The sequence below is a fragment of the Burkholderia sp. Bp9099 genome (assembly GCF_003857805.1).
Classification (GTDB): Bacteria; Pseudomonadota; Gammaproteobacteria; order Burkholderiales; family Burkholderiaceae; genus Burkholderia.
The window spans coordinates 105,619-129,736 of record NZ_QTPU01000006.1; the positions used below are offsets into that span (position 1 = coordinate 105,619).

Below are 24,118 nucleotides of genomic sequence, written 5' to 3' on the forward strand. Positions count from 1 at the left end.
AAGCCGATGACACACGCCAGACCACGCCGCTCCATCCGCGCATTCCTCGAACATCCGCTCGCCGTGGGAATCGCCTGTGCACTGATCGGCAGCGCCAGCACCTGGATCGTCAACCACGAGATGGCGCGCGCCGACGAGCAGCGCAAGGCCTTCGATGAAGCGTGGGGTCGAGCCGAGCTTTTCGCCGAGAAGCAGGCACGGTACGACGATGTCGCGGCACTCGACGCGCTGGCGGCAGAGATGCCGCAAAACCCGGTGTCGGCGCTCCTCCGGAAGCACTATCGCGCGCTCGGTGCCGATGCGCAACGTGCTCGAGACGACGCACGCGATGCACTGGCCACTCGGCGCCTGCTGCTCTCGAAACCACAGTACGACGCCACTCACCGCTTCATCGAAACGGTATCCGCGACGAACCCGGCCGGCCGGCAGAACATCCCGGCCGATCTCGAAACGCTGCGCGCGACGGCAAAGACGCTGCGCGATACCGACGGCTGATCGACGGCCGCCCTTCCCGATCACCGGAACCCGAACCGCCGCCGCAACACCACCAGCGCCGCGAGGCTCAGCACGGCCGCGAACATCAGGTAGAAGCTCGGCGCGGTCTTCATCCCGGTCGCGCGGATCAGCCATGCGATGATGAACGGCCCGAAGCCGCCGAAGATCGTCACCGCGACGTTATACGCAAGCGACATCCCGGTCGTGCGCGTCTGCACCGGAAACACTTCGGACAGCAGCCCCGGCAGCGCCGCGAAATAGCCGGTCATCAGGAACGCGAGCAGTACCTGCAGCGCGATCAGCGTGCCGAAGCCCGGATGCGCGACGAGATACGCGAACGCCGGATAGATCAGCACGAGAATGCCGACGGCCGGCGCGAGCATCACGCGCACGCGGCCGTAACGATCCGACCAGTGGCCGACGAGCGGCGCGAACGCCATCTGGATCACGCCGACGACGAGGATCGCCGCGAACGCGGCCGACGGCGCGAGGCCGAGCTGCTTCACGCCGTAGGTCGGCATGAACAGCACGAGATAGGTCGCGACGGTGCCGAGCACCACCACGCCCATCGCGGCGACGAGCCGCGCCTTGTGCGACGCGAACGTGTCGCGCAGCGGGCTCGCGGTGCTTTCCGCCGCGAGGAATTCGGGCGTCTCGTCGACCTTCGAGCGGATGTAGTACGCGACGGGCCCGAGCAGCAGTCCGAAAAAGAACGGGATGCGCCAGCCCCACGCGGCCATCTGCTCGGCCGTGAGCTGCGCGTTCAGCACGGTGCCGAAACCCGCCGCGAGCAGCGTCGTGAGCCCCTGGCTCGCGACCTGCCAGCTCGCGAAGAAACCGCGCCGCCCGGGCACATGCTCGGCCAGGAACGCGGTCGCGCTGCCGAATTCGCCGCCGGCCGAAAAGCCCTGCATCAATCGCGCGGCGACGAGGATCAGCGGCGCCGCGACGCCGATCGTCCGGTAGGTCGGCAGTACCGCGATGACCAGCGTGCCGGCCATCATCAGCAGGATCGACAGCGTGAGCGCGGCCTTGCGGCCCGCGCGGTCGGCGTACGCGCCGAGCACGATCGCGCCGAGCGGGCGCATGAAGAACGACACGCCGAACGTGCCGAGCGTGAGCAGCAGCGACACGGTGTCGTTGCCGGCCGGAAAGAACAGCTTCGAGATCGTCACCGCGAAGAAGCCGTAGACGACGAGGTCGAACCATTCGAGCGCGTTGCCGATCGACGCGGCGACCACCGCGCGCCATACGCGCGACGACGAAGCAATGGAGCTGGACTGCGTGACGGCGTGCATCGGCGATCTCCTTGTCGTTGTACGTTCTGTCCGACGCGTCCGTTCTCGCGCCGCGAGCTGTGCGCACGATTATAGGCGCGCAAAAAAAACCGCCGCGCCCCCGAACAACGGGAGCGCGGCGGCTGGCACGCGACGGGCCGGCGAGCGTGACGCGGCGGCCGGCCCGGCCGGGCGCGTTACTGCTGCTTGACGGCTTCGGCCGTGATCAGCAGCTTCGTCTTCATCTTGAAGCCGTACTGCTTGCCGTAGTCGAGGCCGAAATCGTCGCGGCTGAATTCGCCGACCGCGTCGACGCCGCACACTTCACGCTTGAGCATCGGATGCGGCATGCACTTGAACGAATCGATCTTCAGCGTGAGCGGCTTCGTGACGCCGTGCAGCGTCAGGTTGCCGACCACCGACACCGGCTTGTCGCCGTCGAACTTGATGGTGCCCTTGTAGTTCGCCTGCGGGAACTTGGAGACGTCGAAGAACTCGGCCGTCTGCAGGTGCTCGTCGAGCTTCGCGCTGCCCGTCTGGATCGACGCGACGTCGGTCGTCACGTCGACCGTGCCGGTCTTCGCCGCGCGGTCGAGCGTCACGCTGCCGCTCGACTTGTCGAACTTGCCGCGCCAGACCGACAGGCCGCCGAAGTGGTCGGCCTCGAAGCTCGGGTACGTGTGGCTCGGGTCGAACTGGTACGTCGCGCTGTCGGCGAATGCCGAGAACGACAGCGAGGCGGCCAGCGCGCCCGCGGCGATGATCAGATGCTTTTTCAAATGCTTTCTCCTTGGAACAGCGCCGCGCCCTCGCGCGGCATTCGGGGTGATGCGACAGCCCGCCGCTTACTTCGTGGCGACGAGATGGAACTTGATCTGCACTTCGTCGGCGACGATCGACGTGTCCTTCCACTCGCCGGTGCCGACGTTGAACGCCGAACGCTTGATCGGCAGCACGCCGTCGAAGGTCTGCGTCGCGCCGCTCTGCGTGACCGTGACGGGCACGGTGACGGTCTCGGACTTGCCCTTGATCGTCAGCTTGCCGGTCACGTTGTACTTGTTGCCGCCGGCCGGCGCGATCGCCGACGACGCGAAGGTCGCCTGCGGATACGCCTTCGCGTCGAACCAGTCCTTGCCCGTGACCTGCTCGTTGTACATCTTGTCGCCGAGGTCGAAGCTCGCGATGTCGATCGACATTTGCGCGCTGCCCTGCGCCGCCTTCGCGGGGTCGAACTTCACCTGCGCGGAGAACTTCTTGAACGCGCCTTCGGTCGGCACGTTCATCTGCTTCGACACGGCGGACACCTTGCTCTTCGAGAGATCGACGTCGGCATGCGCCGCGGCCGACGCGACAAGTGACGCCGCGGCGAACGCGGTCAGCATGGAGCGGGAGAAAGACACTTTCATGGGATCCTTCATTTGGCGGAGGGAAGCATCCGCGACAGCAGGCCGTCGCGGTCCAACAACTGGTGCTTGAGCGCCGCGAGCACGTGCATGGCGACGAGCGCAAGCAGAATGTAATTCAAGGACACGTGCAGCGTCTTGAAGGTTTCCTTCAGCACCGGATCGGGATCGATCAGGCGCGGCAGCGGCACGATGCCGAGGTAGACGACCGGGATGTTCGACGCCGAGCTGTACAGGTAGCCCGTTACCGGGATCACGATCATCAGCACGTACAGCAGCATGTGCACGCCGTGCGACACCGCGCGCTGCCACGCCGGCGTGTCGCCCGGCAGCGGCGGCGGCACGTGGGTCGCGCGCCACAGCACGCGCACGACGGCCAGTGCGAACACCGTCACGCCGATCCACTTGTGCCACGAGAAGTACTTCAGCTTCGTCGGCGTGAAGCCGGGGATGTCGGTCATGACCCAGCCGAGTGCGAAGCCGCAGACGATCAGCAGCGCGATCAGCCAGTGCAGCGCGATCGCGGTGTGCGCGTAGCGTGCCGGCCCGGCCGGCGGCGATTTCGATGCCATCTTGGATTCCTCAGTTGAGCGAACGGCTGCGCCGGCCCATTCGTCCGACGCTTGTCAAGGCCGCCATGCTACCGCAACCTTTTGCCACGCGCGGACTCTGAGGACACGCGCGCCAGCCGGCTGCCAGGTTTACGCCATGTTACCGACCGGTCACGCGGCAACCGGGCGTTGACACGTCGAAAAAGCCGTTTTGGTAAGATTGGCGCGGGTTCCGGCCCCGTCGACGCGTCTCCCGCCCGTCGCACAACCGCTTTTCCCATGCAACGACACGACCTGATTGCCTGCCACGAATGCGACGCACTGTTGCATAAACCGCACCTCGCGCGCCGCGAAATCGCACGCTGCCCGCGCTGCGACGCGCTGCTCTATCGCGACAGCACCACGCAGATCGAGCGAATCAGCGCGCTGGCGGTCGCGGCGCTCGTCACGTTCATCATCGCGCAGGGGTTCCCGATCCTCGAAATGGACCTGAACGGCACCCGCGTGCAGACGACGCTGATCGGCGCGATCGACGCGCTGTGGCATCAGGACATGGAGATCGTCGGCGTGATGGTGTTCTGTTCGACCGTGCTGTTCCCGCTCGTCGAGATGGCCGCGCTGCTTTACGTGCTGCTGCCGATCCGGCGTGGCGTCGTGCCGCCGGGCCTGAACTTCGTGCTGCGCATGATCCAGTTCGTGCGGCCGTGGGGGATGATCGAGGTGTTCATGCTCGGGATCCTCGTGACGATCGTGAAGATGGTGAGCCTCGCGCGCGTCGTGCCCGACGCGGCGCTGTTCGCGTTCGCCGCACTCACGCTGATGACCGCCGTCGTGCTGATGTTCGATCCGCGCACGCTGTGGGACATGGCCGACGACCTGCGCGCCGGGCGCTCGCCCGTGCGGCCCGACAACGCCCCGCCGCGACCGGAAGCCCCCCGCCGATGACGACGCCGACCGCCGCCCGCGAGGGCTATGCCAGCTGCCACGCATGCGGGCTCGTGCAGACGATCGACCATCCGCACGCGCATTGCGCCCGCTGCGGCAGCGCGCTGCACATCCGCAAGCCGAACAGCATCATGCGTACGTGGGCGCTGCTGATCGCGGCCGCGATCCTCTATATCCCGGCGAACCTGCTGCCGATCCTGCACACGTCGTCGATCGTCGGCTCGCAGGAAGACACGATCATGAGCGGCGTCATCTATTTCTGGACGTCCGGCGACTGGCCGCTCGCGGTCGTCGTGTTCGTCGCCAGCATCCTCGTGCCGATGCTCAAGCTCGGCGTGCTGACGATCCTCGTCACCAGCGCGCAGCGGCGCGCCACGTGGCGGCCGCTGCAGCGCACGCGCCTGTTCCGGATCGTCGAGCGGATCGGCCGCTGGTCGATGCTCGACATCTTCGTCGTGACGCTCACCGTCGCGCTCGTCCATTTCCGTTCGCTCGCCGTCATCACGGCCGGCCCCGGCGCGCTCGCGTTCGGCTCGGTCGTGATCCTGACGATGCTCGCGTCGATGCAGTTCGATCCCCGCCTGATCTGGGATCCAGTCGAAACCTCAGGGAAACACCATGAATAGTCCGCAAGGCCCGCAGCACGATGCGTCCCGGCCGCCCGATCCCGCGATCTCGACGAAAAGCGGCTGGCTGCCGTCGCTCGTCTGGCTCGTGCCGCTGATCGCCGCGCTGATCGGCATCGGCCTCGTGATCAAGTCCGTGCGCGAGCGCGGCCCGGAAATCTCGATCAGCTTCCACAGCGCGGAAGGGCTCGAGCCGGGCAAGACGCAGGTCAGGTACAAGGACGTCGAGATCGGCACGGTCAAGACGATCAAGCTGTCGAAAGACCTGTCGCGCGTGCTGGTGCAGGTGCAGCTGAAGAAGGAAGCCGAGGACTTCGCGATCAAGGGCTCGCGCTTCTGGATCGTGCGTCCGCGCATCGGCGCGACGGGCGTGTCGGGGCTCGGCACGCTGCTGTCGGGCGCGTACATCGGCGTCGATGCCGGCCACGGGCAGGACACGCAGACCGACTTCACCGGCCTCGAGACGCCGCCGCCCGTGACCGGCGACCAGAAGGGCACGCAGTACGTGCTGCGCGGCGATTCGCTCGGCTCGGTCGACATCGGCTCGCCCGTCTACTACCGCCGCGTGCAGGTCGGCCAGGTGGTCGGCTTCTCGCTCGACAAGGACGGCACCGGCGTCACGTTCAACGTGTTCGTCAATGCGCCGTACAACCAGTACGTCGGCGTGAACTCGCGCTGGTGGCAGGCGAGCGGCGTCGACCTGCGGCTCGATTCGAGCGGCCTGAAGCTGAATACGCAGTCGCTCGCGACGGTGATCCTCGGCGGCATCGCGTTCCAGACGCCGCCGAACCAGGACAGCGGCGCGACGGCGCCGAACAACACGACCTTCCGCCTCGGCTCCGACGAGGCCGACGCGATGCGCGATCCGGACGGCCAGCCGCTGCAGGTCGTGATGAACTTCAACCAGTCGCTGCGCGGGCTCGCGGTCGGCGCGCCGGTCGACTTCCGCGGCATCGTGCTCGGCGAAGTCACGAACATCGGCATCGACTTCGATCCGAAGACCAAGAACTTCCTGATGCCGGTGACGATGAACGTATATCCGGAGCGGCTCGGACCGCGCTTCCGCGAAACGATCGAAAGCAAGGGCGAACCGGCCCGCCGCGAGATCGTCGAGCGCCTGGTCCAGCACGGGCTGCGCGGCCAGCTGCGCACGGGCAACCTGCTGACGAGCCAGCTGTACGTCGCGCTCGACTTCTTCCCGAAGGCGCCGGCCGTGAAGATCGACACAGCGCGCCAGCCGCTCGAGCTGCCGACAGTGCCGAACACGCTCGACGAACTGCAGCTGCAGGTCGCCGACATCGCGAAGAAGCTCGACAAGGTGCCGTTCGACCAGATCGGTGCGAACCTGAACAGCGCGCTGTCGAATGCCGACAAGCTGTTCAAGCAGCTCGACACGCAGGTCGCGCCGGAAGCGCGCGACACGCTGTCGGCCGCGCGGCAGACCTTCTCGACCGCCGAGGTGACGCTGCAGCAGGATTCGCCGCTGCAGTCCGACGTGCGCGGTGCGCTGAAGGAACTCACGCGCACGCTGCAATCGCTGAACGCGCTCGCCGACTATCTGGAGCGCCATCCCGAATCGCTGCTCAAGGGCAAATCAGGAGATCGATAATGACGACGACACGCGTGAACGTCCTCGCGAGCGGCGCGGCGGCAGTGTTCGCCGCACTCGCGCTCGCCGCGTGCAGCTCGCCGCCCGCGCGGTTCTATACGCTGAGCCCGGCCGACGCCGCGGCGCCCGTGCGCACTGCACCCGCCAACCCGCCGTTCCTGATCGAGGTGCCGTCCGTCGGCGTGCCCGAACAGGTCGCGAAGAACCAGCTCGTCGTGCAGAAGAACGCCGCGCAGGTCGACGTGCTCGAGCAGGAACGCTGGGCCGCGCCGCCCGCCGACGAGATTCGCCGCGCGCTGTCCGACGACCTCGCCGCACAGCTCGGCACGATCGACGTCGCGAATTCCGCGTATCCGGCCGGCGTGCCCGTCTATCGGATCAGCGTGAACGTGCAGCGCTTCGAGTCGTGGCCCGGCAAGCGTGCGGCGATCGATGCGGTGTGGAGCGTGCGCGCGGTCGGCACGCAGGCACTGATGACCTGCCGCACGAGCGTCGCGGAACCGGTCGCCGACGGCTACGACGCGCTCGTCGCCGGTCACCGGCGCGCGCTCGACGTGATTGCATCGCAGGCCGCGTCCGGCGTGCGCGCGCTCGCCGCGCGGCGCGGCTCGACGGCTGCCTCGACCCCGTCGACGACCGCGTCCGGCAAGGCAGCGGCCGCCGCGCCCGTCATACCCTGCCCGGCCAATCCGACGCCCGGCGGCGACGCGAGCGCGAGCGTCAAGTCCGGCGCGTAAGCGCGGCGCGCGGCCGGCGTCCGGTGCCTGCGCGCCCGCGACCGGATTCGGCACGCGCCGCCCGATAGTCCTCGTCGGCATCGATCCGCGTGCGCGCGCCGCCGCGCACGCGAACCCGCCGCCCTCGTCGCCACGGCCGACGCAGCACGGCATCCATCGGCCGGACGGCCGCTTTGCAGTGTTTGTCAAAATCCGCCGGAACCGGCGCCATGCAATGCGGTCGGCTTGCGTTTTCGCGCCCGATTGACGATCCTACGCACTTTCCGGCGCGTGCCGCGTGCCGCCTGTCGCGCGCGCCAGCCGGCGGCGATCCGCCCGTTGTGTCCGGTCCGGCCGCCGCGTCTCCCGGGGCTCGCACGCGTGTTCGCGTGCACCGCATCGGGGCAGCCGCATCGCGGGTCGCCGCGCATCGTCCGGCATCCCGACCAGCTTCACCGTTCTCGCCGGCGCCGCGCCGTCTGTTCCCGGCCGGCATCCCGAACCCGCCCGTCCAGGGCTATCGCTATTCCGTTTATGTTTCATTCCCTGACGACCCTGATCAAGAAGTGGCGCGCGTCGCGCAATGCGGGCCACCAGCTCGATGCGCTGCTCGCGCATGCCGACGCGGACGCGCCGTACGCCGAGCGCAGCGAATGGCTGATCGAGCTCGCGCACTGGCTGCGCCGCAACGGCGCGATGCAGGCCGCGCACGACACGCCGGCCGCACGCGATGCCGACGCACGCGCGTATCCGGCGCACGCGCGGCTGCGCTACCTGTTCCACGTGCTCGACCGCAACCCGGCATGGAAATCGCACGCGGCGCGCATCCTGCGCGGGATCCTGCGCGAATGCGACGGCATCTCGCTGCTGTGCGACGCGGGGATGCCCGTGCATTCCGGTTTCTTCGGCGCGCTGTTCGAGCGCATCGACTCGTCGCTGATCCCGCCGGCGCCGAACCGCCGCGAGCTGACGGCGCTGTTCACGCTGATGTTCCCGACGCCGGAAGACGCGCAATGGATCGACGCACTGCCCGACGACCTGCTCGCCCGCCTCGCCGAGCTGATCTCGTTCGACGTCACCGACGAAGAACGCCACGAGCCCGGCTCGTTCTCGCGCGACCTGCTGGCCGCGCTGCACAACCTGACCTGCCAGATCAGCTCGACCGGCCTGTCGCAGACGGTGCGCAGCCGCCTGTCCGACGACGACGCGCGCAAGCCGCTCGAAACGCAGCCGTTCTACCGCCTCACGCGTGCGATGCTCGCGGTCGAGACCGCCCACGCGGCCGTCGAGGACGGCGGCGACCCGAGCAAGCTGCTGCACGAAGTGAATTACCTGCGCGTGCTGCTCGACGAATGCCGGATCGCGGTCGACGACGTGTTCGCGCACCTGTACCGCAACGGCGTGTCGGTCGACATCGTGTTCCAGGTCGAACGGATGCGCATGCGCATCCTGCGCGCGGAACTGCTGCTCAACGCGTGGATGGCACGCGACGACCTGCGCGGGATGGCGCGCCTGACGGCCGAACTCGTCGACGCGAACCAGAACAGCCAGAGCGTGTCGCACCTCGTGCGCAGCAACTTCTCGCTGTTCGCGCGCAAGCTCGTCGAGACCAACGCGGACACCGGCGAGCACTACATCTCGCGCGGCCGCGCCGAGTACCTGAAGATGCTGCGGATGGCCGCGGGCGGCGGGCTCGTCACCGTCGTGACCGTGTGCGTGAAGTTCGCGATCACGGGCGCGCACCTGCAGTCGATGCTCGAAGGGCTGCTCGCGGGCGTCAACTACGCGGCGAGCTTCATGCTGATGCACTTCCTGCACTTCACGCTCGCGACCAAGCAGCCCGCGATGACCGCGCCGACGCTCGCGCGCGAGCTCGACGACACCGGTCACGAGGAAGGCGTGAAGGCGTTCGTCGCGTCGGTGATCGCGCTGATCCGCACACAGGCCGCGGCGATCTCCGGCAACGTGCTCGTCGTGCTGCCCGTCTGTCTGCTCGTGCAGCTGTTCGCGGGCAACCTGCTGCACGCGAACCTGATCTCGCCGGAAAAGGCGCATGCGACGCTGCATTCGTTCTCGCTGCTGGGCCCGACCCCGTTCTATGCGGCGCTCACGGGCGTGCTGCTGTGGGCGTCGAGCCTGCTCGCGGGCTGGGCCGACAACTGGTTCGTGCTGCACCGGGTCGGCGACGCGCTCACGTACAACCGCCGGCTGCGGCTCACGCTCGGCGCGCCGGGCGCCGCGAAACTCGCGCACTTCTGCCGCTCGAACGTCGCGGGCGTGGTCGCCAACGTCGGCCTCGGCCTGATGCTCGGCCTGATCCCCGCGATCGTCACCGTGTTCCTGTTCCCGTTCGAGGTGCGGCACGTGACGCTGTCGGCCGGCTCGATCGGAATCGCGCTCGGCGTGCTCGGCAAGGGCGCGCTGAGCACGCCCGAACTCTGGTGGGCCGGCGCCGGCGTGCTGAGCATGGCGATCCTCAACGTGCTCGTGAGCTTCGCGCTCGCGTTCACGATGGCCGTGCGCTCGCGCAGCTTGCGCCGCACCAAGGTGCGCGCGCTGGTCGGCGCGATCGTCCGCACGGTGCTCGCGAAGCCGTCCGCGCTGTTCTGGCCGGCCGGCGGAACTGCCGCGCGCGCCGGCCAGACGGGCTCGCACTGAGCGTTCGACGGCGGCGCGCCCGCCCGGGCGGGCGCCGCCGCGCGGCCCGGCGGGCCGCCCGTCACGGCCGGCCGACCCGCGCCGGCGTCCCGAATCCGACGCAACGCCGGCCCCGGGCGCCCGCGCCGCGTACAATAGTGGACTTTTGCACGTCCTCATCCGCCTTATGTCCTCGCCCACCCTGTACGAATTCTTCGCTCCCTGCCCGCGCGGCCTCGAAGCGGCGCTTGCCGCCGAGCTGGCCGAAATCGCCGGCCGCCATCTGGACGGCGCGCCGTTCACTGCGGGCGCGCAGGTGCCGGGCGGCGTCCATTTCCGCGGCGGCTGGGCCGCCGGCATGGCCGCGAACCTCCATTCGCGAATCGCGAGCCGGATCCTGCTGAAGATCGCGCACCGCCCGTACCGCAACGAACAGGACGTCTACGCGCTCGCGCTCGAGCAGCCGTGGGAACGCTGGTTCGCGTCGACGCAGACGCTGCGCGTCGACATCACCGCGATCAAGTCGCCGCTGAAGAGCCTCGAGTTCGCGACGCTGCGCGTGAAGGACGCGATCTGCGACCGGATGCGCGACAAGACCGGTTCGCGCCCGAGCATCGACACCGGCGCGCCGGACGTGCGCGTGTTCGCGTTCCTGACGGCCACCGAGTGCACGCTGTACCTCGATACGTCGGGCGAGCCGCTGTTCAAGCGCGGCTGGCGCCTCGACAAGGGCGCGGCGCCGCTGCGCGAGAACCTCGCGGCCGGCATCCTGCGCCTGACGGGCTGGACGCCCGGCACCGCGCTGTACGACCCGATGTGCGGCAGCGGCACGTTCCTCGCGGAAGCCGCGCAGATCGCACTCGGCGTCGCGCCGGGCGTCGAGCGCCGCTTCGGCTTCGAGAAGCTCAAGCAGTACGACATCACCGCATGGCAGGGCCTGAAGGTCGCGGCGCTCGACGCGAAACGCGCGGCGCGCGGCAAGCGCGATTCGCTCGGCGTGTACGGCAGCGACATCTCGGGCGACATGCTCGAGAAGGCGCGCGCGAACCTCGAGCGCGCGGGCGTGCCGTCGGTGTGGCTCAAGCAGGTCGACGCGCGCGGCATGACGCCGCCGTGCGACGGCCCGGGCATCATCCTCGCGAACCCGCCGTACGGCGAGCGGATCGAGGTGCGCGGCCGCAGCGCGCGCGGCGAGGTGCGCGAGACGGGCCGCAACCGCGGCAACGACGACGCATTCCGCCGCACGCACACCGACGCGCCGGACAGCGAGTTCTTCAACGCGCTCGGCGATGCGCTCAAGCAGCGCTTCACCGGCTGGCAGGCGTTCCTGCTGACGTCGGACCGCTCGCTGCCGGGCCAGCTGCGCCTGCGCGAATCGGCGAAGACGCCGCTGTTCAACGGCGCGCTCGAATGCCGGCTGTTCCGCTTCGACCTGATCGCCGGCAGCGTGAAGGCACGCCCGGCCACGCCGGAAGGCGACGCCTGATACGCGAGGCGGCGGCTGCGGCCGCCTGCTGACACCCTGACGATGCCCGGCCAATCGGCCGGGCATTTTTCTTTCCGCCGCACCCAGGCGAGCGGCGCCACGCGCGCCACCGAGGTTCCGCGCGGTCGTTGCGGGAGCGAAGCCGCCATTTGTCAGCGTCATTTGTCAGCGTCGCCACGACTACTGACAGCACGCTGTCAGCAGCCCCCGGTCACACTGCAATCCCGGCGCAATGCAAGGCTGGTTTCCATCAAGAACCCGAACAACACGGAGCTCGTCATGACGTCCGCAACTGCAACCGACACCGCAACCCTGGAACGCGCGATCGCGTGGTTCGACATCCCGTCCCTCGATTTCGACCGGGCGATCCGTTTCTACGAAACCGTGCTGCAGACGACGCTGCAGCGCGAAGTCATCGGCGGCGTGCCGATGGCCATGTTCGATCACGAAGCGTCGAGCACGGGCGGCAGCATCGTGTTCGATCCGCAGCAGATGAAGCCGAGCGCGAACGGCGTGCTCGTCTACCTGAACGCCGGCGAGTCGGTCGTCGCGGCACTCGAACGCGCGAAGCGCGCGGGCGGCGTCGTGCAGGGTTCGGTCGTCGAGTTGCCGAACAACTACGGCTACATCGGCTACCTGATCGACACCGAAGGCAACCGCGTCGGCCTGCACGCGCCGAAATGCCACTGAGCGCGTCCACGCTCCGGCGGGCGCGGCGCTATCATCGCGAAGTCCCCGTAGCCGTTGGAGTCGAGGTGCAGCCATGACGCGCCGTGCCGACCGCCTGTTCCAGATCGCCGAGCTGCTGCGCGGGCGACGTCTCACGACCGCGCAGCAACTCGCCGACTGGCTGTCGGTGTCGCCGCGCACGGTCTATCGCGACGTGCGCGACCTGCAGCTGTCGGGCGTGCCGATCGAAGGCGAAGCCGGCATCGGCTACCGGCTGAACCGCAACGCCAGCCTGCCGCCGCTCACGTTCACGGCCGAGGAGCTCGCGGCGCTCGCGGCCGGCGCGCGCATGCTCGAGACCTGGGGCGGCGCGCGCTTCGCGGGCGGCGCGCGTTCGGCGCTCGCGAAGATCGCGTCGGCGATGCCGGCCGACAAGCGCACCGCGCTCGATCGCCTGCCGGTGTTCGCGCCGTCGTTCCACATCGACGAGACGTTCTGCGCGAAGGTCGACGCGATCCACCAGGCGGTCGACACGCATCACGTCGTCAGCTTCGACTACCGCGACCGGCTCGGCGCGCACACGAAGCGCCGCGTGTGGCCGCTCGGGCTCGTCTACTGGGGCGGACGCTGGACGATCGGCGCATGGTGCGAGCTCCGCGACGACTTCCGCACCTTCGACATCGCGCGGATGGGTGATATCTCCGTGCACGAGCAGTTTCCGGACATGGAAGGCCGGCGGATCGCCGACTACATGCGGATCGCGGAAGCGCCGATGCGCTGAGGCGGGGAGAGCCGCCGCCCGCTGAATGCCGCGCCGCGGTTCGGCGGTTCGGCTACCTGGTTGTCCGGCGGTCTGTCTGGCTGTCCGGCCGCCCGACTGTCAGGCCACCTCGCCGCCATTCGCACGCCGGGGCGTCCGCGCCCCGGTCGCACCCGTCACTCGCCGAACACCACCGACCGCTTCGGCCGCTCGTCGACGTGCAGCGAAAACACGTCCGGGCGCGCATAGTGCCCGACCACATCGAAGTCGTAACGCGCGCGCACGAGTTCGTCGGTATCGATACGCGCGGTCACGAGCCCGGCCTCGCCGATCAGCGGCTCGGTCAGCAGGTCGCCGAGCGGCCCGACGATCACGCTGCCGCCGCGGATCAGCGGCCGCTCCGGATCCCAGCCCGGCACGTCGATGCCGAGCGCGCGCGGCGACGGCTGCACTTGGCAGGCGCTCACGACGAAGCAGCGTCCCTCGTGCGCGATGTGCCGCATCGAGCTTTGCCACAGGTCGCGCTCGTCGACGGTCGGCGCACACCAGATCTGCACGCCTTTCGCATACATCGCGCAGCGCAGCAGCGGCATGTGGTTCTCCCAGCAGATCACGGCGCCCGCGCGGCCCGCGGCCGTGTCGACCACCGGCAGCGTCGAGCCGTCGCCCTGCCCCCAGATCAGCCGTTCGGTGCCGGTCGGCATCAGCTTGCGGTGCTTCGCGACGAGCCCGTCGCGCGGATCGAAGAACAGCGCCGTGCAGTACAGCGTGCTGCCGCCGCGCTCGATCACACCGACCACGAGGCTCGCGCCCGTGCGCTGCGAGAGCGCGGCCAGTTCGTCGGTTTCGGGGCCCGGCACGTCGATCGCCTGCGCGGCGTAGCGCGCATACGCGTCGCGGCCCTCGGGCAGCCGGTAGCCGAGCCGCGTGCCGAAGATCTCGCCTTTCGGATAGCCGCCGAGCACGGCTTCGGGCAGCACGACGAGCGACGCGCCGCTGTCGCGGATCGCGGTTTCGTAGCCGAGGATCGTGTCGAGCGTGGCGCGCGTGCCGGCGGGCGATGCGCCGATCTGCAGCGCGGCGATGACTGAGGTGGACATGACGACGTCTCCGGTGAATGGGGTGACGCCATCTTTATCGATATCATTTCATCGATCAAATCGATACAACGATAACTGACATGAATACGGATGATATCGCCGGGCTCGACCTGAACCTGCTGAAGGTGTTCGAGGCGCTGTACGAGGAAGGCGGCGCGAGCCGCGCGGCGCTGCGGCTCGGCCTCACGCAGTCGGCCGTCAGCGCGGCGCTCGCGCGGCTGCGCGTGATCTACGCCGACCCGCTGTTCGTGCGCACTGGCCGCGGGCTCGCGCCGACGCCGCGCGCGGACGAGCTCAAGCCGATCCTGTCCGACGCGCTCGACCGCTGCCGCGCGAGCCTCGCGATCGCGGCCGACGACGGCGAGCGGGTCGGCCGCACGATCTCGATCGGGCTGTCGGACGACTTCGAGATCGCGCTCGGCCGCGCGCTGATCGACGCGGTCGCGCGGGAAGCCGCGGGCATCCGGCTGATCTTCCGGCAGACCCACAGCGGCATCGCGGGCGACGCGCTGCTGCGGCACGGCGTCGATCTCGCGATCGCGTCGGGCGGGTTCTCGGCGAACGGGCTCAGCCGGCGCGCGGTCGCGACGGGCGGCTACGCATGCCTGATCGATCCGGCCGGCCGGGCGCGCGCGCCGCGCACGCTCGCGCTCGCCGATTTCCTGCGGCGCGATCACCTGCTCGTGTCGTCGGGCGGCGTGATCGGGATCGTCGACGAAGCGCTGGCCGCGCTCGGCCACAAGCGGCGCGTGGCGGCGTCGACCACGCATTTCGCGGCGCTGCCGTACCTGCTCGCCGGCTCCGACGCGGTGGCGACGATACCGGCGCACGCGGCCCGCGCGATCGCGCAGTCGACGTCGCTGCGCGCGCTCGCATGCCCGGTCGAGCTGCCGCGCTACCCGGTGGAAATCGGCTGGCGCACGAGCACGCAGCGCGACCCGGCGATCGTGCGCGTGCGGGACTCGATCGCCGCCTGCGTCGCGACGATCGTCGCGCCATAAAAGGGCGCGATGCGGCGTGCACCGGCGAGGCGAGCGCGAGAGCACGGGGTCGGATTCGTCTAACGTAATGGCCGGCAGCGTCCGGGCGCAACCGGTAAAATGCCGATCCATGAAACCCGAAATCTGGACCCCGCATGTGACCGTCGCGGCGCTCGTCGAGCGCGCCGGTCGCTTTCTCGTGATCGAGGAAGAAACCTCGACGGGCCTGCGCATCAACCAGCCGGCCGGCCATCTCGAGGCCGGCGAGACGCTCGCCGACGCCGTGATCCGCGAGACGCTCGAGGAAACCGCGCATCCGTTCGTCCCCGATGCGCTCGTCGGCGTCTATCTCGCGCACTACGACCGCCCCGGCAGCGCCGGCGCGACCTACCTGCGCTTCACGTTCTGCGGCACGGCCGGCGAGCCGCTGCCGGGCCACGTGCTCGACGACGGCATCGTCCGCACGCTGTGGATGAGCGCCGACGAACTGCGCGCGTGCAGCGAGCGTCACCGCTCGCCCGCGGTGATGCGCTGCGTCGACGACTATCTGGCCGGGCGGCGCATTCCGCTCGATTTCGTGCACACGCATTCGGTCGCGCCGCGCCCGGACGCATTCGACCGTCAGGCGGTAAACAAATGAGCAAGCGCCGTGTAGTAGTGGGCATGTCGGGCGGCGTCGATTCGTCGGTGACCGCGTGGCTGCTGAAGGAACAGGGATACGACGTGGTCGGCCTGTTCATGAAGAACTGGGAAGACGACGACGACGGCGAATACTGCTCGACGCGCCAGGACTGGATCGACGTGGTGTCGGTGGCCGACCTGATCGGCATCGACATGGAAGCCGTGAACTTCGCGGCCGAATACAAGGACCGCGTGTTCGCCGAATTCCTGCGCGAATATTCGGCCGGCCGCACGCCGAACCCGGACGTGCTGTGCAACGCCGAGATCAAGTTCAAGGCGTTCCTCGACCACGCGATGTCGCTCGACGCGGAAATGATCGCGACCGGCCACTACGCGCGCGTGCGCGAGCGCGACGGCCGCTTCGAACTACTGAAGGCATTCGATCATACGAAAGACCAGTCGTACTTCCTGCACCGGCTGAACCAGGCGCAACTGTCGAAGACGATGTTCCCGCTCGGCGAGATCCCGAAGACGAAGGTGCGCGAGATCGCCGCGCAGATCGGCCTGCCGAACGCGAAGAAGAAGGACTCGACCGGCATCTGCTTCATCGGCGAACGGCCGTTCCGCGACTTCCTGAACCGCTATCTTCCGACGAAACCCGGTCCGATGAAGACGCCGGACGGCAAGGTGGTCGGCGAGCACATCGGCCTCGCGTTCTACACGTTCGGCCAGCGCAAGGGCATCGGCCTCGGCGGCAGCAAGAGCGGCAGCGGCGAGCCGTGGTTCGTCGCGGCGAAGGACATCGCGTCGAACACGCTGTACGTCGTGCAGGGCCACGACCATCCGTGGCTGCTGTCGCGCGAGCTCGTCGCCGGCAACGTGAGCTGGGTCGCGGGCGAACCGCCGGCCGACGGCTTCGCGTGCGGCGCGAAGACGCGCTACCGGCAGGCCGATGCGGCATGCGCGTTCGGCGCCGCCGCACCCGGCCCGGCCGGCGAAGCCCGCTTCTCGCTCGCCTTCGACGACGCGCAATGGGCGGTCACGCCCGGCCAGTCGGCCGTGCTGTACGACGGCGAGATCTGCCTCGGCGGCGGCATCATCGAGTTCGCGGCCACCGGCCAGCCCGGCCAGACGGCGCCGGCACCGGCGGCAGCCCGCGCGGGTGCGCTCGCCGAAGCACGCTGACATCCATTCGGTTTAGACTTGCGGCACGCCGCGCCCGGCGGAACACGATTCCGCCGCGGCCGGTGCGCCGCCGCGCAGCGTACGCATGGCGGCATTTCAAGATGCAGGGTCTATTCATGTATGGAACGCACATGCGTTGCCACGAGAACGGCCGCTCGCGAGGCGCGCGACGCCGCGAATACTGACGTATTCGCAAGGAGCGCAACGCGGCGAGCGGCCGTTCTCGTGGCAACCCCAAATTAAGAAATTCAAGTCACGGGAATGCCCGAAATCGCCCGCATGGCGGCGTCGCTCGTCACTTGTTTGGCTCGGCCAAACGGCGCTCCTCGCTCCTTGCCCTGCGCGCGCTTTCGGGCATTCGCATGCGCGTTCCATACATGAATAGACCCTAGGAGTCCCCATGCTTTCCAGACGCTACCTCGCGATGTGGTGTGCCGTCCTGCTGCTCGTTGCCGCGGCCGCGCTCGCGTCGATCCACGTGCTTTCCTGGCTGTGGATCATCATCCCCGTCGCCCTCGTCGCCGTCGGCCTGTACGACCTGAACCAGGACCGTCACGCGATCCTGCGCAACTACCCGCTCTGGGGCCATTTCCGCTTCCTGTTCGAGTTCATCCGGCCTGAAATCCGCCAGTACTTCGTCGAGGACGACACCGACGAGAAACCGTTCTCGCGCGCGCAGCGCAGCCTCGTCTACCAGCGCGCGAAGAACGTCGCCGACAACCGCCCGTACGGCACCGAACTGAACGTGAAGTCCGTCGCGCACGAATGGATCAGCCACTCGCTCGCGCCGACGAAGCTGCCGAACCACGACTTCCGCATCCGGGTCGGCGCGAACCGCGCGCAGCCGTACGACATCTCGATCTTCAACATCTCGGCGATGAGCTTCGGCTCGCTGTCCGCGAACGCGATCCGCTCGCTGAACCTCGGCGCGAAGAAAGGCGAGTTCGCGCACGACACCGGCGAAGGCTCGCTGTCGAAGTACCATCGCGAAAACGGCGGCGACATCATCTGGGAAATCGCGTCCGGCTACTTCGGCTGCCGCAATGAGGACGGCACGTTCAACCCGGACAAGTTCGCGAAGCAGGCCGCCGATCCGCAGGTCAAGATGATCGAGATCAAGCTGTCGCAAGGCGCGAAGCCGGGCCACGGCGGCGTGCTGCCGGCCGCGAAGATCACGCCCGAGATCGCCGAGACGCGCGGCGTGCCGATGGGCAAGGACTGCATCTCGCCCGCGACGCACTCGCAATTCTCGACGCCGCGCGGGCTGCTCGAATTCGTCGAACGGCTGCGCACGCTGTCGGGCGGCAAGCCGACCGGCTTCAAGCTGTGCATCGGCCATCCGTGGGAATTCTTCGGGATCGCGAAGGCGATGCTCGAGACGGGCATCGTGCCCGACTTCATCGTCGTCGACGGCGCGGAAGGCGGCACCGGCGCGGCGCCGCTCGAATTCACCGACCATGTCGGCGTGCCGCTGCAGGAGGGCCTGCTGCTGGTGCACAACACGCTCGTCGGGATCGGCGTGCGCGATCGCGTGAAGATCGGCGCGAGCGGCAAGATCATCAGCGCGTTCGACATCGCACGCACGCTCGCGATCGGCGCGGACTGGGTGAACTCGGCACGCGGCTTCATGTTCGCGGTCGGCTGCATCCAGGCGCAGCACTGCCACACCGACCGCTGCCCGACCGGCGTCGCCACGCAGGACCCGGTGCGCCAGCGCGCCCTCGTCGTGCCCGACAAGGCCGAGCGCGTGTTCAACTTCCACCGCAATACGCTGCACGCACTGCAGGAACTCGTGCAGGCGGCCGGCCTCGGCCATCCGTCCGAGCTGCGCGCGCATCACATCGTGCAGCGCGTCGCGCCGCACGAGGTGCGGCTGATGTCGCAGCTGCTGAAGTACCTGAAGCCCGGCGCGCTGCTCGACGGCCAGACCTGCGGCTATACGCTGTACGACAAGTGGTGGCCGATCGCGCGCAGCGATTCGTTCGTGCTCGGCGAAACCGTTTACACGTCGATCGAGTAACGCGCGAGCGCCCGCCGCCGGGCGGCTCGCCAAAGAGAAAAGCGCCCCGCGGGGCGCTTTTCTCTTGTCTGCCCGATCCGCGGGCGGCGGCAGGTCAGCCTTGCGGCAGCGTGTCGACGAACGTCTGCCGCTGCGACAGCTTCACGAAATGCTTGTCGAGATTCGGATGGCGGTCGCGCCAGTTGAGTTCGGACATCCGGAAGTCGAGGTAGCCGAGCGCGCAGCCGAGTGCGATGTCGGCGAGCGTGTAATGATTACCGACGCACCACGTCTTGCCGCCGAGGCCCTGCGACATCGCGACGAGCGCGTCGTCGATCTTGCGCTGCTGGCGCGCGATCCAGCTCGCGCTGCGCTGCGCTTCGTCGCGCAGCGTGTGTTCGAGACGGATCGCCACGGCCGCGTCGAGCACGCCGTCGCCCAGCGCTTCCCAGCACCGCACTTCGAGCCGCTCGCGTCCCGACGGCGGAATCAGCTTGCCGACCGGCGACAGCGTGTCGACGTATTCGCAGATCACGCGGGAATCGAACACCGCGGCACCATCCTCCATCACGAGACACGGGACCTTGCCGAGCGGATTCGATGCATGAATGTCCGTCTCCGGCGCCCATACGTTCTCGAGCTCCAGCTTGTAGTCGATCTTCTTTTCAGCAAGCACGATCCGCGCCTTGCGGACGTACGGGCTGCTGAGCGAACCGATTAATTTCATCATCTGCCTTTTCAAGGGAACTGCCGAGAGTATACGTTGTCGCCGATCATAACCGGCCGGCGCGGCCCGATAGAAAATCGCCCGTCCGGCCTGTGGATGGTTTGCAACAGCCGCCGCCGAGCCCCGTCCGGCGCGGCTTGCGGCCGTGTCTCTCACGCGCCGCGTCCGGCGGCGCTACAATCGCACGATGAATGCGCCCCTCGATACCGCCATCGCCGTCGACGTCTACCGCCAGCGCCGTGAACGCGTGCTTGCCACACTGCGCGCCGCCGGCGGCGGCGTCGCCATCGTTCCCACCGCGCCGGAAATGCTGCGCAACCGCGATACGGCCTTTCCGTACCGGCATGACAGCTACTTCCACTACCTGACGGGCTTCACCGAGCCGGACGCCGTGCTCGTGCTGAACGCGGCCGGGTCGCACGGCGCGCCGGAATCGATCCTGTTCTGCCGCGCGAAGAATGCCGACCGCGAGATCTGGGAAGGTTTCCATTACGGGCCCGAGGCCGCGCGCGATGCGTTCGGCTTCGACGCGGCCTACGCGGTCGACGTGATCGACACCGAAATGCCGCGCCTGCTCGCCGATGCGGGCACCGTGCACTACCGGTTCGGCGCGTCGGCCGAGTTCGACCGCCAGCTCGCCGGCTGGATCGATGCGGTGCGCGCGCAGGCGCGCAGCGGCGTCGCCGCACCGGACGCGCTGCTCGACCTCACGCCCCTGCTCGACGACATGCGGCTCGTGAAGGACGAACACGAACTCGCGATCATGATGCGCGCCGCACACATCTCCGCGCTCGCGCACCGTCGCGCGATGCAGGTGTGCCGCCCGGGGATCCGCGAGTACGAACTCGAGGCCGAGCTGCTGTACACGTTCCGCAAGCATGGCGCGCAGGCGCCCGCGTACGGCTCGATCGTCGCGGCCGGCGCGAACGCGTGCGTGCTGCACTACCCGGCCGGCAACGCGGCCGCGCGGGACGGCGACCTGATCCTGATCGATGCCGCGTGCGAACTCGACGGCTACGCGTCGGATATCACGCGCACGTTCCCGGCCAACGGGCGCTTCTCGCCCGCGCAGCGCACGCTGTACGACATCGTGCTCGCCGCGCAGCAGGCCGCGATCGACGCGACGCGCGCGGGCGTGCCGTTCGAGGCGCCGCACGACGCGGCCGTGCGGGTGCTGGCGCAAGGGCTGCTCGATACGGGCATCATCCCGAAGACGCGCTTCTCGAGCGTCGACGACGTGCTCGCCGAGCGCGCGTACGCACGCTTCTACATGCACCGCACCGGCCACTGGATCGGCATGGACGTGCACGATTGCGGCGACTACCGCGAGCGGCTCGCCGCGCGCGACGCCAACGGCGCGCTGCCGTGGCGCACGCTGAAAGCCGGCATGACGCTCACCGTCGAGCCGGGCCTGTACGTGCGCGCCGCCGACGACGTGCCGTCCGAATACTGGAACATCGGCATCCGCATCGAGGACGACGCGATCGTGCGCGAGCACGGTTGCGAGCTGATCACGCGCGACGTGCCGGTGGCGGCCGACGAGATCGAGGCGCTGATGCGTGCGGGCGCGGCGCACGGCGCGTGAGCGTACCGCAGGTTGACATCGCGCCGGTGCCGGACCGTCGTTGGCCCGGTGTTGACCTGCCGTTGACCCGCAGTTGACCGTTACCCCGTTTCACGAACACTGATGACGACCGCTTCCTCCCCGGCCACGCCGGACCATGACCTCGCCATCGTCGGCGCGGGCCCCGTCGGGCTCGCGCTCGCCGGCTGGCTCGCCCGACGCAGCGCGACGCAGCACGCGTCGATCGCGCTGATCGACGCGCGCGAGCCGGCCGCGAGCGCGAACGACCCGCGCGCGATCGCCGTGTCGCACGGCAGCCGCGTGCTGCTCGACACGCTCGGATGGCCGGCCGACGCAACGCCGATCGAACACATCCACGTGTCGCAGCGCGGCCATTTCGGCCGCACGCTGATCGACCGCGACGAGCACGACCTCGCCGCGCTCGGCTACGTCGTGCGCTACGGCTCGATCGTGCAGGCGCTCGCGCAGGCCGTGCGCGGCACGCGCGTCGACTGGCTCACGTCGACCACCGCACGCACGCCGCAACAGGACGCCGACGGCGTCACGCTGACGCTCGACGGCCCGCAAGGCGAGCGCACGCTGCGCGCGCGCATCGTCATCAACGCCGAAGGCGGGCTGTTCCACGAACAGCAGGCCGATACCGGCAAGCATCGCCGCGACTATGGCCAGACCGCGATCGTCGGCACGGTCACCGTCTCGGCGCCGCGCCCGAACGTCGCCTGGGAGCGCTTCACGCACGAAGGCCCGCTCGCGCTGCTGCCGCTTGGCGGTGCCGATTATTCGCTCGTGTGGTGCTGCACGCCCGACGAGGCGGCCCGCCGCGCCGCCCTTCCCGACGACGCGTTCCTGCGCGAACTCGGCGCTGCATTCGGCGAGCGGATGGGCCGATTCGTCGCGATCGCGGGGCGCGCATCGTTCCCGCTCGGATTGAACGCGGCACAGACGCTCGTCAACGGGCGCATCGCGATCGTCGGCAACGCCGCGCAAACGCTGCATCCGGTCGCCGGCCAGGGGCTCAACCTCGGGCTGCGCGATGCGCACACGCTCGTCGACGCGCTGTCCACGCAGGGCTTCGAAGCGACCGCGCTCGCCACCTTCAACGCACGGCGCGCGCTCGACCGGCGCTTCACGATCGGCGCGACGGACACGCTCGCGCGCCTGTTTACCGTCGACGCCGGCCCTCTTCCGCTGCTGCGCGGCGCGGCGCTCACCGCGCTCGAATTCGTGCCGCCGCTCAAGAAGGCGATCGCACGCCAGATGATGTTCGGCCAGCGCAACTGACACGCCGCGCGTTGCGCGCGGTCAGGCCGCGCAAACCGGGTCAAATCGGCGGGGCATGGGAATACGGTAAAATAGCCGTTTTCCCTCTGCCCTTTTTTGCCCGCGACGCCCGGCGCTCGCGGGCGGTGCCATTGCGATGCCCGTTATCGGCTCTCACGTATTGCGTAACAACCTGTTCGTCGCCCCGATGGCCGGCGTGACGGATCGTCCGTTCCGCCAGCTGTGCAAGCGGCTGGGGGCCGGGTACGCCGTGTCCGAGATGGTCGCGTCCAATGCGCAGCTGTGGAAGAGCGCGAAGACGATGCGACGGGCAAACCACGAAGGCGAGGTCGAGCCGATCGCGGTGCAGATCGCCGGCGCCGATCCGGCGATGATGGCCGAAGCGGCCCGCTACAACGTCGACAACGGCGCGCAGATCATCGACATCAACATGGGTTGCCCGGCGAAGAAGGTCTGCAACGTCGCGGCCGGCTCCGCGCTGCTGCAGAACGAGCCGCTCGTGCAGCGGATCGTCGAGGCCGTCGTCGCGGCGGTCGGCACGGGGCCGGATGCGGTGCCCGTCACGCTGAAGATCCGCACCGGCTGGGATCGCGAGCACAAGAACGCGATCACGGTCGCGCGCCTCGCCGAGGCGGCCGGCATCTCGATGCTGACCGTACACGGCCGCACGCGCGCCGACCTCTACCGCGGCGACGCGGAATACGACACCATCGCGGCTGTGAAGGCGGCCGTGCGCATCCCGGTCGTCGCGAACGGCGACATCACGTCGCCGGCAAAAGCAAAGGCCGTGCTCGACGCCACCGGCGCCGACGCACTGATGATCGGTCGCGCCGCGCAAGGCCGGCCGTGGCTGTTCCGTGAAATCGATCATTTCCTGCAAACCGGCGAGCTGCTGCCCCCGCCGCGGATCGACGAGATCCAGCACGTGATGAACGAACACCTGGAAGACCACTACGCGTTCTATGGTGAATTCACGGGCGTCCGTACTGCGCGCAAGCACATCGGCTGGTACACTCGCGGCCTTTCCGGTGCCAACGGGTTCCGGCACAGGATGAACACGCTCGATTCCACCCGCGAGCAACTCGCCGCCGTCAATGCATTCTTCGAGGCGCAAAAGGCGCTGTCGGACCACCTCGTCTACGTCGATGACGAAGAGGAAAACGGCCAGGGCGAGTCGGACGACCATAACCAGTTAGCAGCATGAGCAAGCACAACATCGAACAATGTGTCCGCGAGAGCCTGGACGTGTATTTCCGGGATCTAGACGGCTCCAATCCGCACGACGTCTATGAAATGGTGATGTCCTGCGTCGAAAAGCCGATGCTCGAGGTCGTGCTCGTACAGGCCGGCGGCAACCAGTCGCTCGCCGCGGAGTACCTCGGCATCAATCGCAATACGCTGCGCAAGAAGCTGCAGCAGCACGGCTTGCTGTAGGCAGCCGTCCCGTCCCCGTTTCCCTGGCTATT

Annotated in this window: 23 protein-coding genes; 17 read left to right on the top strand and 6 right to left on the bottom strand. The window is 68.7% G+C overall.

Features of this window, described 5'->3' with window-relative positions; genetic code table 11:
* Window positions 1-6: 6 nt before the first annotated feature.
* On the top strand, window positions 7-495 hold the full coding sequence (locus tag DIE17_RS08245; protein WP_124487977.1) for a hypothetical protein: 489 nt from the start codon (window positions 7-9) through the stop codon (window positions 493-495).
* Between the two features lie 20 nt (window positions 496-515).
* Here the strand turns inward: DIE17_RS08245 and DIE17_RS08250 are convergent, their stop codons facing one another.
* From DIE17_RS08250 to DIE17_RS08270, 4 genes are all read right to left on the bottom strand, one after another.
* Window positions 516-1,793, bottom strand: a complete 1,278-nt coding sequence (locus tag DIE17_RS08250) for an MFS transporter (RefSeq protein WP_124487978.1) — start codon at window positions 1,791-1,793, stop codon at window positions 516-518.
* A gap of 176 nt (window positions 1,794-1,969) precedes the next feature.
* Window positions 1,970-2,551 (bottom strand): YceI family protein, encoded by a 582-nt coding sequence (locus tag DIE17_RS08260; protein ID WP_044844018.1) that lies wholly within the window; start codon window positions 2,549-2,551, stop codon window positions 1,970-1,972.
* Between the two features lie 66 nt (window positions 2,552-2,617).
* Entirely contained in the window at window positions 2,618-3,178 is a 561-nt protein-coding gene (locus DIE17_RS08265) for a YceI family protein (RefSeq protein WP_124487979.1), read from the bottom strand.
* Between the two features lie 8 nt (window positions 3,179-3,186).
* On the bottom strand, window positions 3,187-3,747 hold the full coding sequence (locus DIE17_RS08270; protein WP_044844017.1) for a cytochrome b: 561 nt from the start codon (window positions 3,745-3,747) through the stop codon (window positions 3,187-3,189).
* Window positions 3,748-4,005: 258 nt separating this feature from the next.
* Here DIE17_RS08270 and DIE17_RS08275 point away from each other — a divergent pair, with 258 nt between their 5' ends.
* From DIE17_RS08275 to DIE17_RS08315, 8 genes are all read left to right on the top strand, one after another.
* On the top strand, window positions 4,006-4,671 hold the full coding sequence (locus DIE17_RS08275; protein WP_124487980.1) for a paraquat-inducible protein A: 666 nt from the start codon (window positions 4,006-4,008) through the stop codon (window positions 4,669-4,671).
* Entirely contained in the window at window positions 4,668-5,297 is a 630-nt protein-coding gene (locus DIE17_RS08280) for a paraquat-inducible protein A (RefSeq protein WP_124487981.1), read from the top strand. The genes DIE17_RS08275 and DIE17_RS08280 overlap by 4 nt, the downstream gene beginning before the upstream one ends.
* Window positions 5,290-6,906 carry an intermembrane transport protein PqiB gene (locus DIE17_RS08285; protein WP_044844014.1) on the top strand — a complete coding sequence of 539 codons (1,617 nt, stop codon included), beginning with the start codon at window positions 5,290-5,292 and terminating at the stop codon, window positions 6,904-6,906. The genes DIE17_RS08280 and DIE17_RS08285 overlap by 8 nt, the downstream gene beginning before the upstream one ends.
* Window positions 6,906-7,643 (top strand): membrane integrity-associated transporter subunit PqiC, encoded by a 738-nt coding sequence (locus DIE17_RS08290; protein WP_044844013.1) that lies wholly within the window; start codon window positions 6,906-6,908, stop codon window positions 7,641-7,643. The genes DIE17_RS08285 and DIE17_RS08290 overlap by 1 nt, the downstream gene beginning before the upstream one ends.
* 513 nt (window positions 7,644-8,156) lie before the next feature.
* Window positions 8,157-10,280 carry a site-specific recombinase gene (locus DIE17_RS08300; RefSeq protein ID WP_124487983.1) on the top strand — a complete coding sequence of 708 codons (2,124 nt, stop codon included), beginning with the start codon at window positions 8,157-8,159 and terminating at the stop codon, window positions 10,278-10,280.
* A 166-nt stretch (window positions 10,281-10,446) separates the two neighbouring features.
* Window positions 10,447-11,745: a class I SAM-dependent RNA methyltransferase gene (locus tag DIE17_RS08305; RefSeq protein WP_044848269.1), complete on the top strand. Its 1,299-nt coding sequence runs from the start codon at window positions 10,447-10,449 to the stop codon at window positions 11,743-11,745.
* 279 nt (window positions 11,746-12,024) lie between these two features.
* Window positions 12,025-12,435, top strand: a complete 411-nt coding sequence (locus DIE17_RS08310; protein WP_044848270.1) for a VOC family protein — start codon at window positions 12,025-12,027, stop codon at window positions 12,433-12,435.
* A 73-nt stretch (window positions 12,436-12,508) separates the two neighbouring features.
* Window positions 12,509-13,195 carry a YafY family protein gene (locus tag DIE17_RS08315; protein ID WP_044848271.1) on the top strand — a complete coding sequence of 229 codons (687 nt, stop codon included), beginning with the start codon at window positions 12,509-12,511 and terminating at the stop codon, window positions 13,193-13,195.
* 155 nt (window positions 13,196-13,350) lie between these two features.
* Here the strand turns inward: DIE17_RS08315 and DIE17_RS08320 are convergent, their stop codons facing one another.
* Window positions 13,351-14,274: a carbon-nitrogen hydrolase family protein gene (locus DIE17_RS08320; protein ID WP_044848272.1), complete on the bottom strand. Its 924-nt coding sequence runs from the start codon at window positions 14,272-14,274 to the stop codon at window positions 13,351-13,353.
* An 80-nt stretch (window positions 14,275-14,354) separates the two neighbouring features.
* Between DIE17_RS08320 and DIE17_RS08325 the strand changes: the two genes are divergently transcribed.
* The 4 genes from DIE17_RS08325 to DIE17_RS08345 all read left to right on the top strand — a co-directional run bounded on the left by DIE17_RS08325 (window position 14,355) and on the right by DIE17_RS08345 (window position 19,080).
* Window positions 14,355-15,275, top strand: coding sequence for a LysR family transcriptional regulator (locus DIE17_RS08325; protein ID WP_124487984.1), 921 nt, complete (start codon window positions 14,355-14,357; stop codon window positions 15,273-15,275).
* A 109-nt stretch (window positions 15,276-15,384) separates the two neighbouring features.
* A complete protein-coding gene (locus DIE17_RS08330) occupies window positions 15,385-15,894 on the top strand; it encodes an NUDIX hydrolase (RefSeq protein ID WP_124487985.1) in 510 nt (169 codons plus the stop codon).
* The gene (mnmA, locus tag DIE17_RS08335) at window positions 15,891-17,060 is read left to right on the top strand and encodes a tRNA 2-thiouridine(34) synthase MnmA (protein WP_124920788.1); all 1,170 of its coding nucleotides are present in this window, start codon (window positions 15,891-15,893) and stop codon (window positions 17,058-17,060) included. Before DIE17_RS08330 ends, mnmA begins: the two co-directional genes overlap by 4 nt.
* A 400-nt stretch (window positions 17,061-17,460) precedes the next feature.
* Window positions 17,461-19,080 carry an FMN-binding glutamate synthase family protein gene (locus tag DIE17_RS08345; protein WP_124920789.1) on the top strand — a complete coding sequence of 540 codons (1,620 nt, stop codon included), beginning with the start codon at window positions 17,461-17,463 and terminating at the stop codon, window positions 19,078-19,080.
* A gap of 94 nt (window positions 19,081-19,174) precedes the next feature.
* Here the strand turns inward: DIE17_RS08345 and DIE17_RS08350 are convergent, their stop codons facing one another.
* Window positions 19,175-19,786 carry a glutathione S-transferase family protein gene (locus tag DIE17_RS08350; RefSeq protein WP_044848297.1) on the bottom strand — a complete coding sequence of 204 codons (612 nt, stop codon included), beginning with the start codon at window positions 19,784-19,786 and terminating at the stop codon, window positions 19,175-19,177.
* 187 nt (window positions 19,787-19,973) lie between these two features.
* On the opposite strand from DIE17_RS08350, the gene DIE17_RS08355 reads away from it, so the two are divergent.
* The 4 genes from DIE17_RS08355 (at window position 19,974) to DIE17_RS08370 (ending at window position 24,086) form a co-directional block, all read left to right on the top strand.
* Window positions 19,974-21,371: an aminopeptidase P N-terminal domain-containing protein gene (locus DIE17_RS08355; protein WP_124487987.1), complete on the top strand. Its 1,398-nt coding sequence runs from the start codon at window positions 19,974-19,976 to the stop codon at window positions 21,369-21,371.
* Window positions 21,372-21,473: 102 nt separating this feature from the next.
* The gene (locus DIE17_RS08360) at window positions 21,474-22,652 is read left to right on the top strand and encodes a UbiH/UbiF/VisC/COQ6 family ubiquinone biosynthesis hydroxylase (protein ID WP_124487988.1); all 1,179 of its coding nucleotides are present in this window, start codon (window positions 21,474-21,476) and stop codon (window positions 22,650-22,652) included.
* 136 nt (window positions 22,653-22,788) lie between these two features.
* Window positions 22,789-23,856 (top strand): tRNA dihydrouridine synthase DusB, encoded by a 1,068-nt coding sequence (dusB, locus tag DIE17_RS08365; protein ID WP_006751898.1) that lies wholly within the window; start codon window positions 22,789-22,791, stop codon window positions 23,854-23,856.
* Window positions 23,853-24,086: a Fis family transcriptional regulator gene (locus DIE17_RS08370; protein WP_006476892.1), complete on the top strand. Its 234-nt coding sequence runs from the start codon at window positions 23,853-23,855 to the stop codon at window positions 24,084-24,086. The genes dusB and DIE17_RS08370 overlap by 4 nt, the downstream gene beginning before the upstream one ends.
* The last annotated feature ends 32 nt before the right edge of the window (window positions 24,087-24,118 follow it).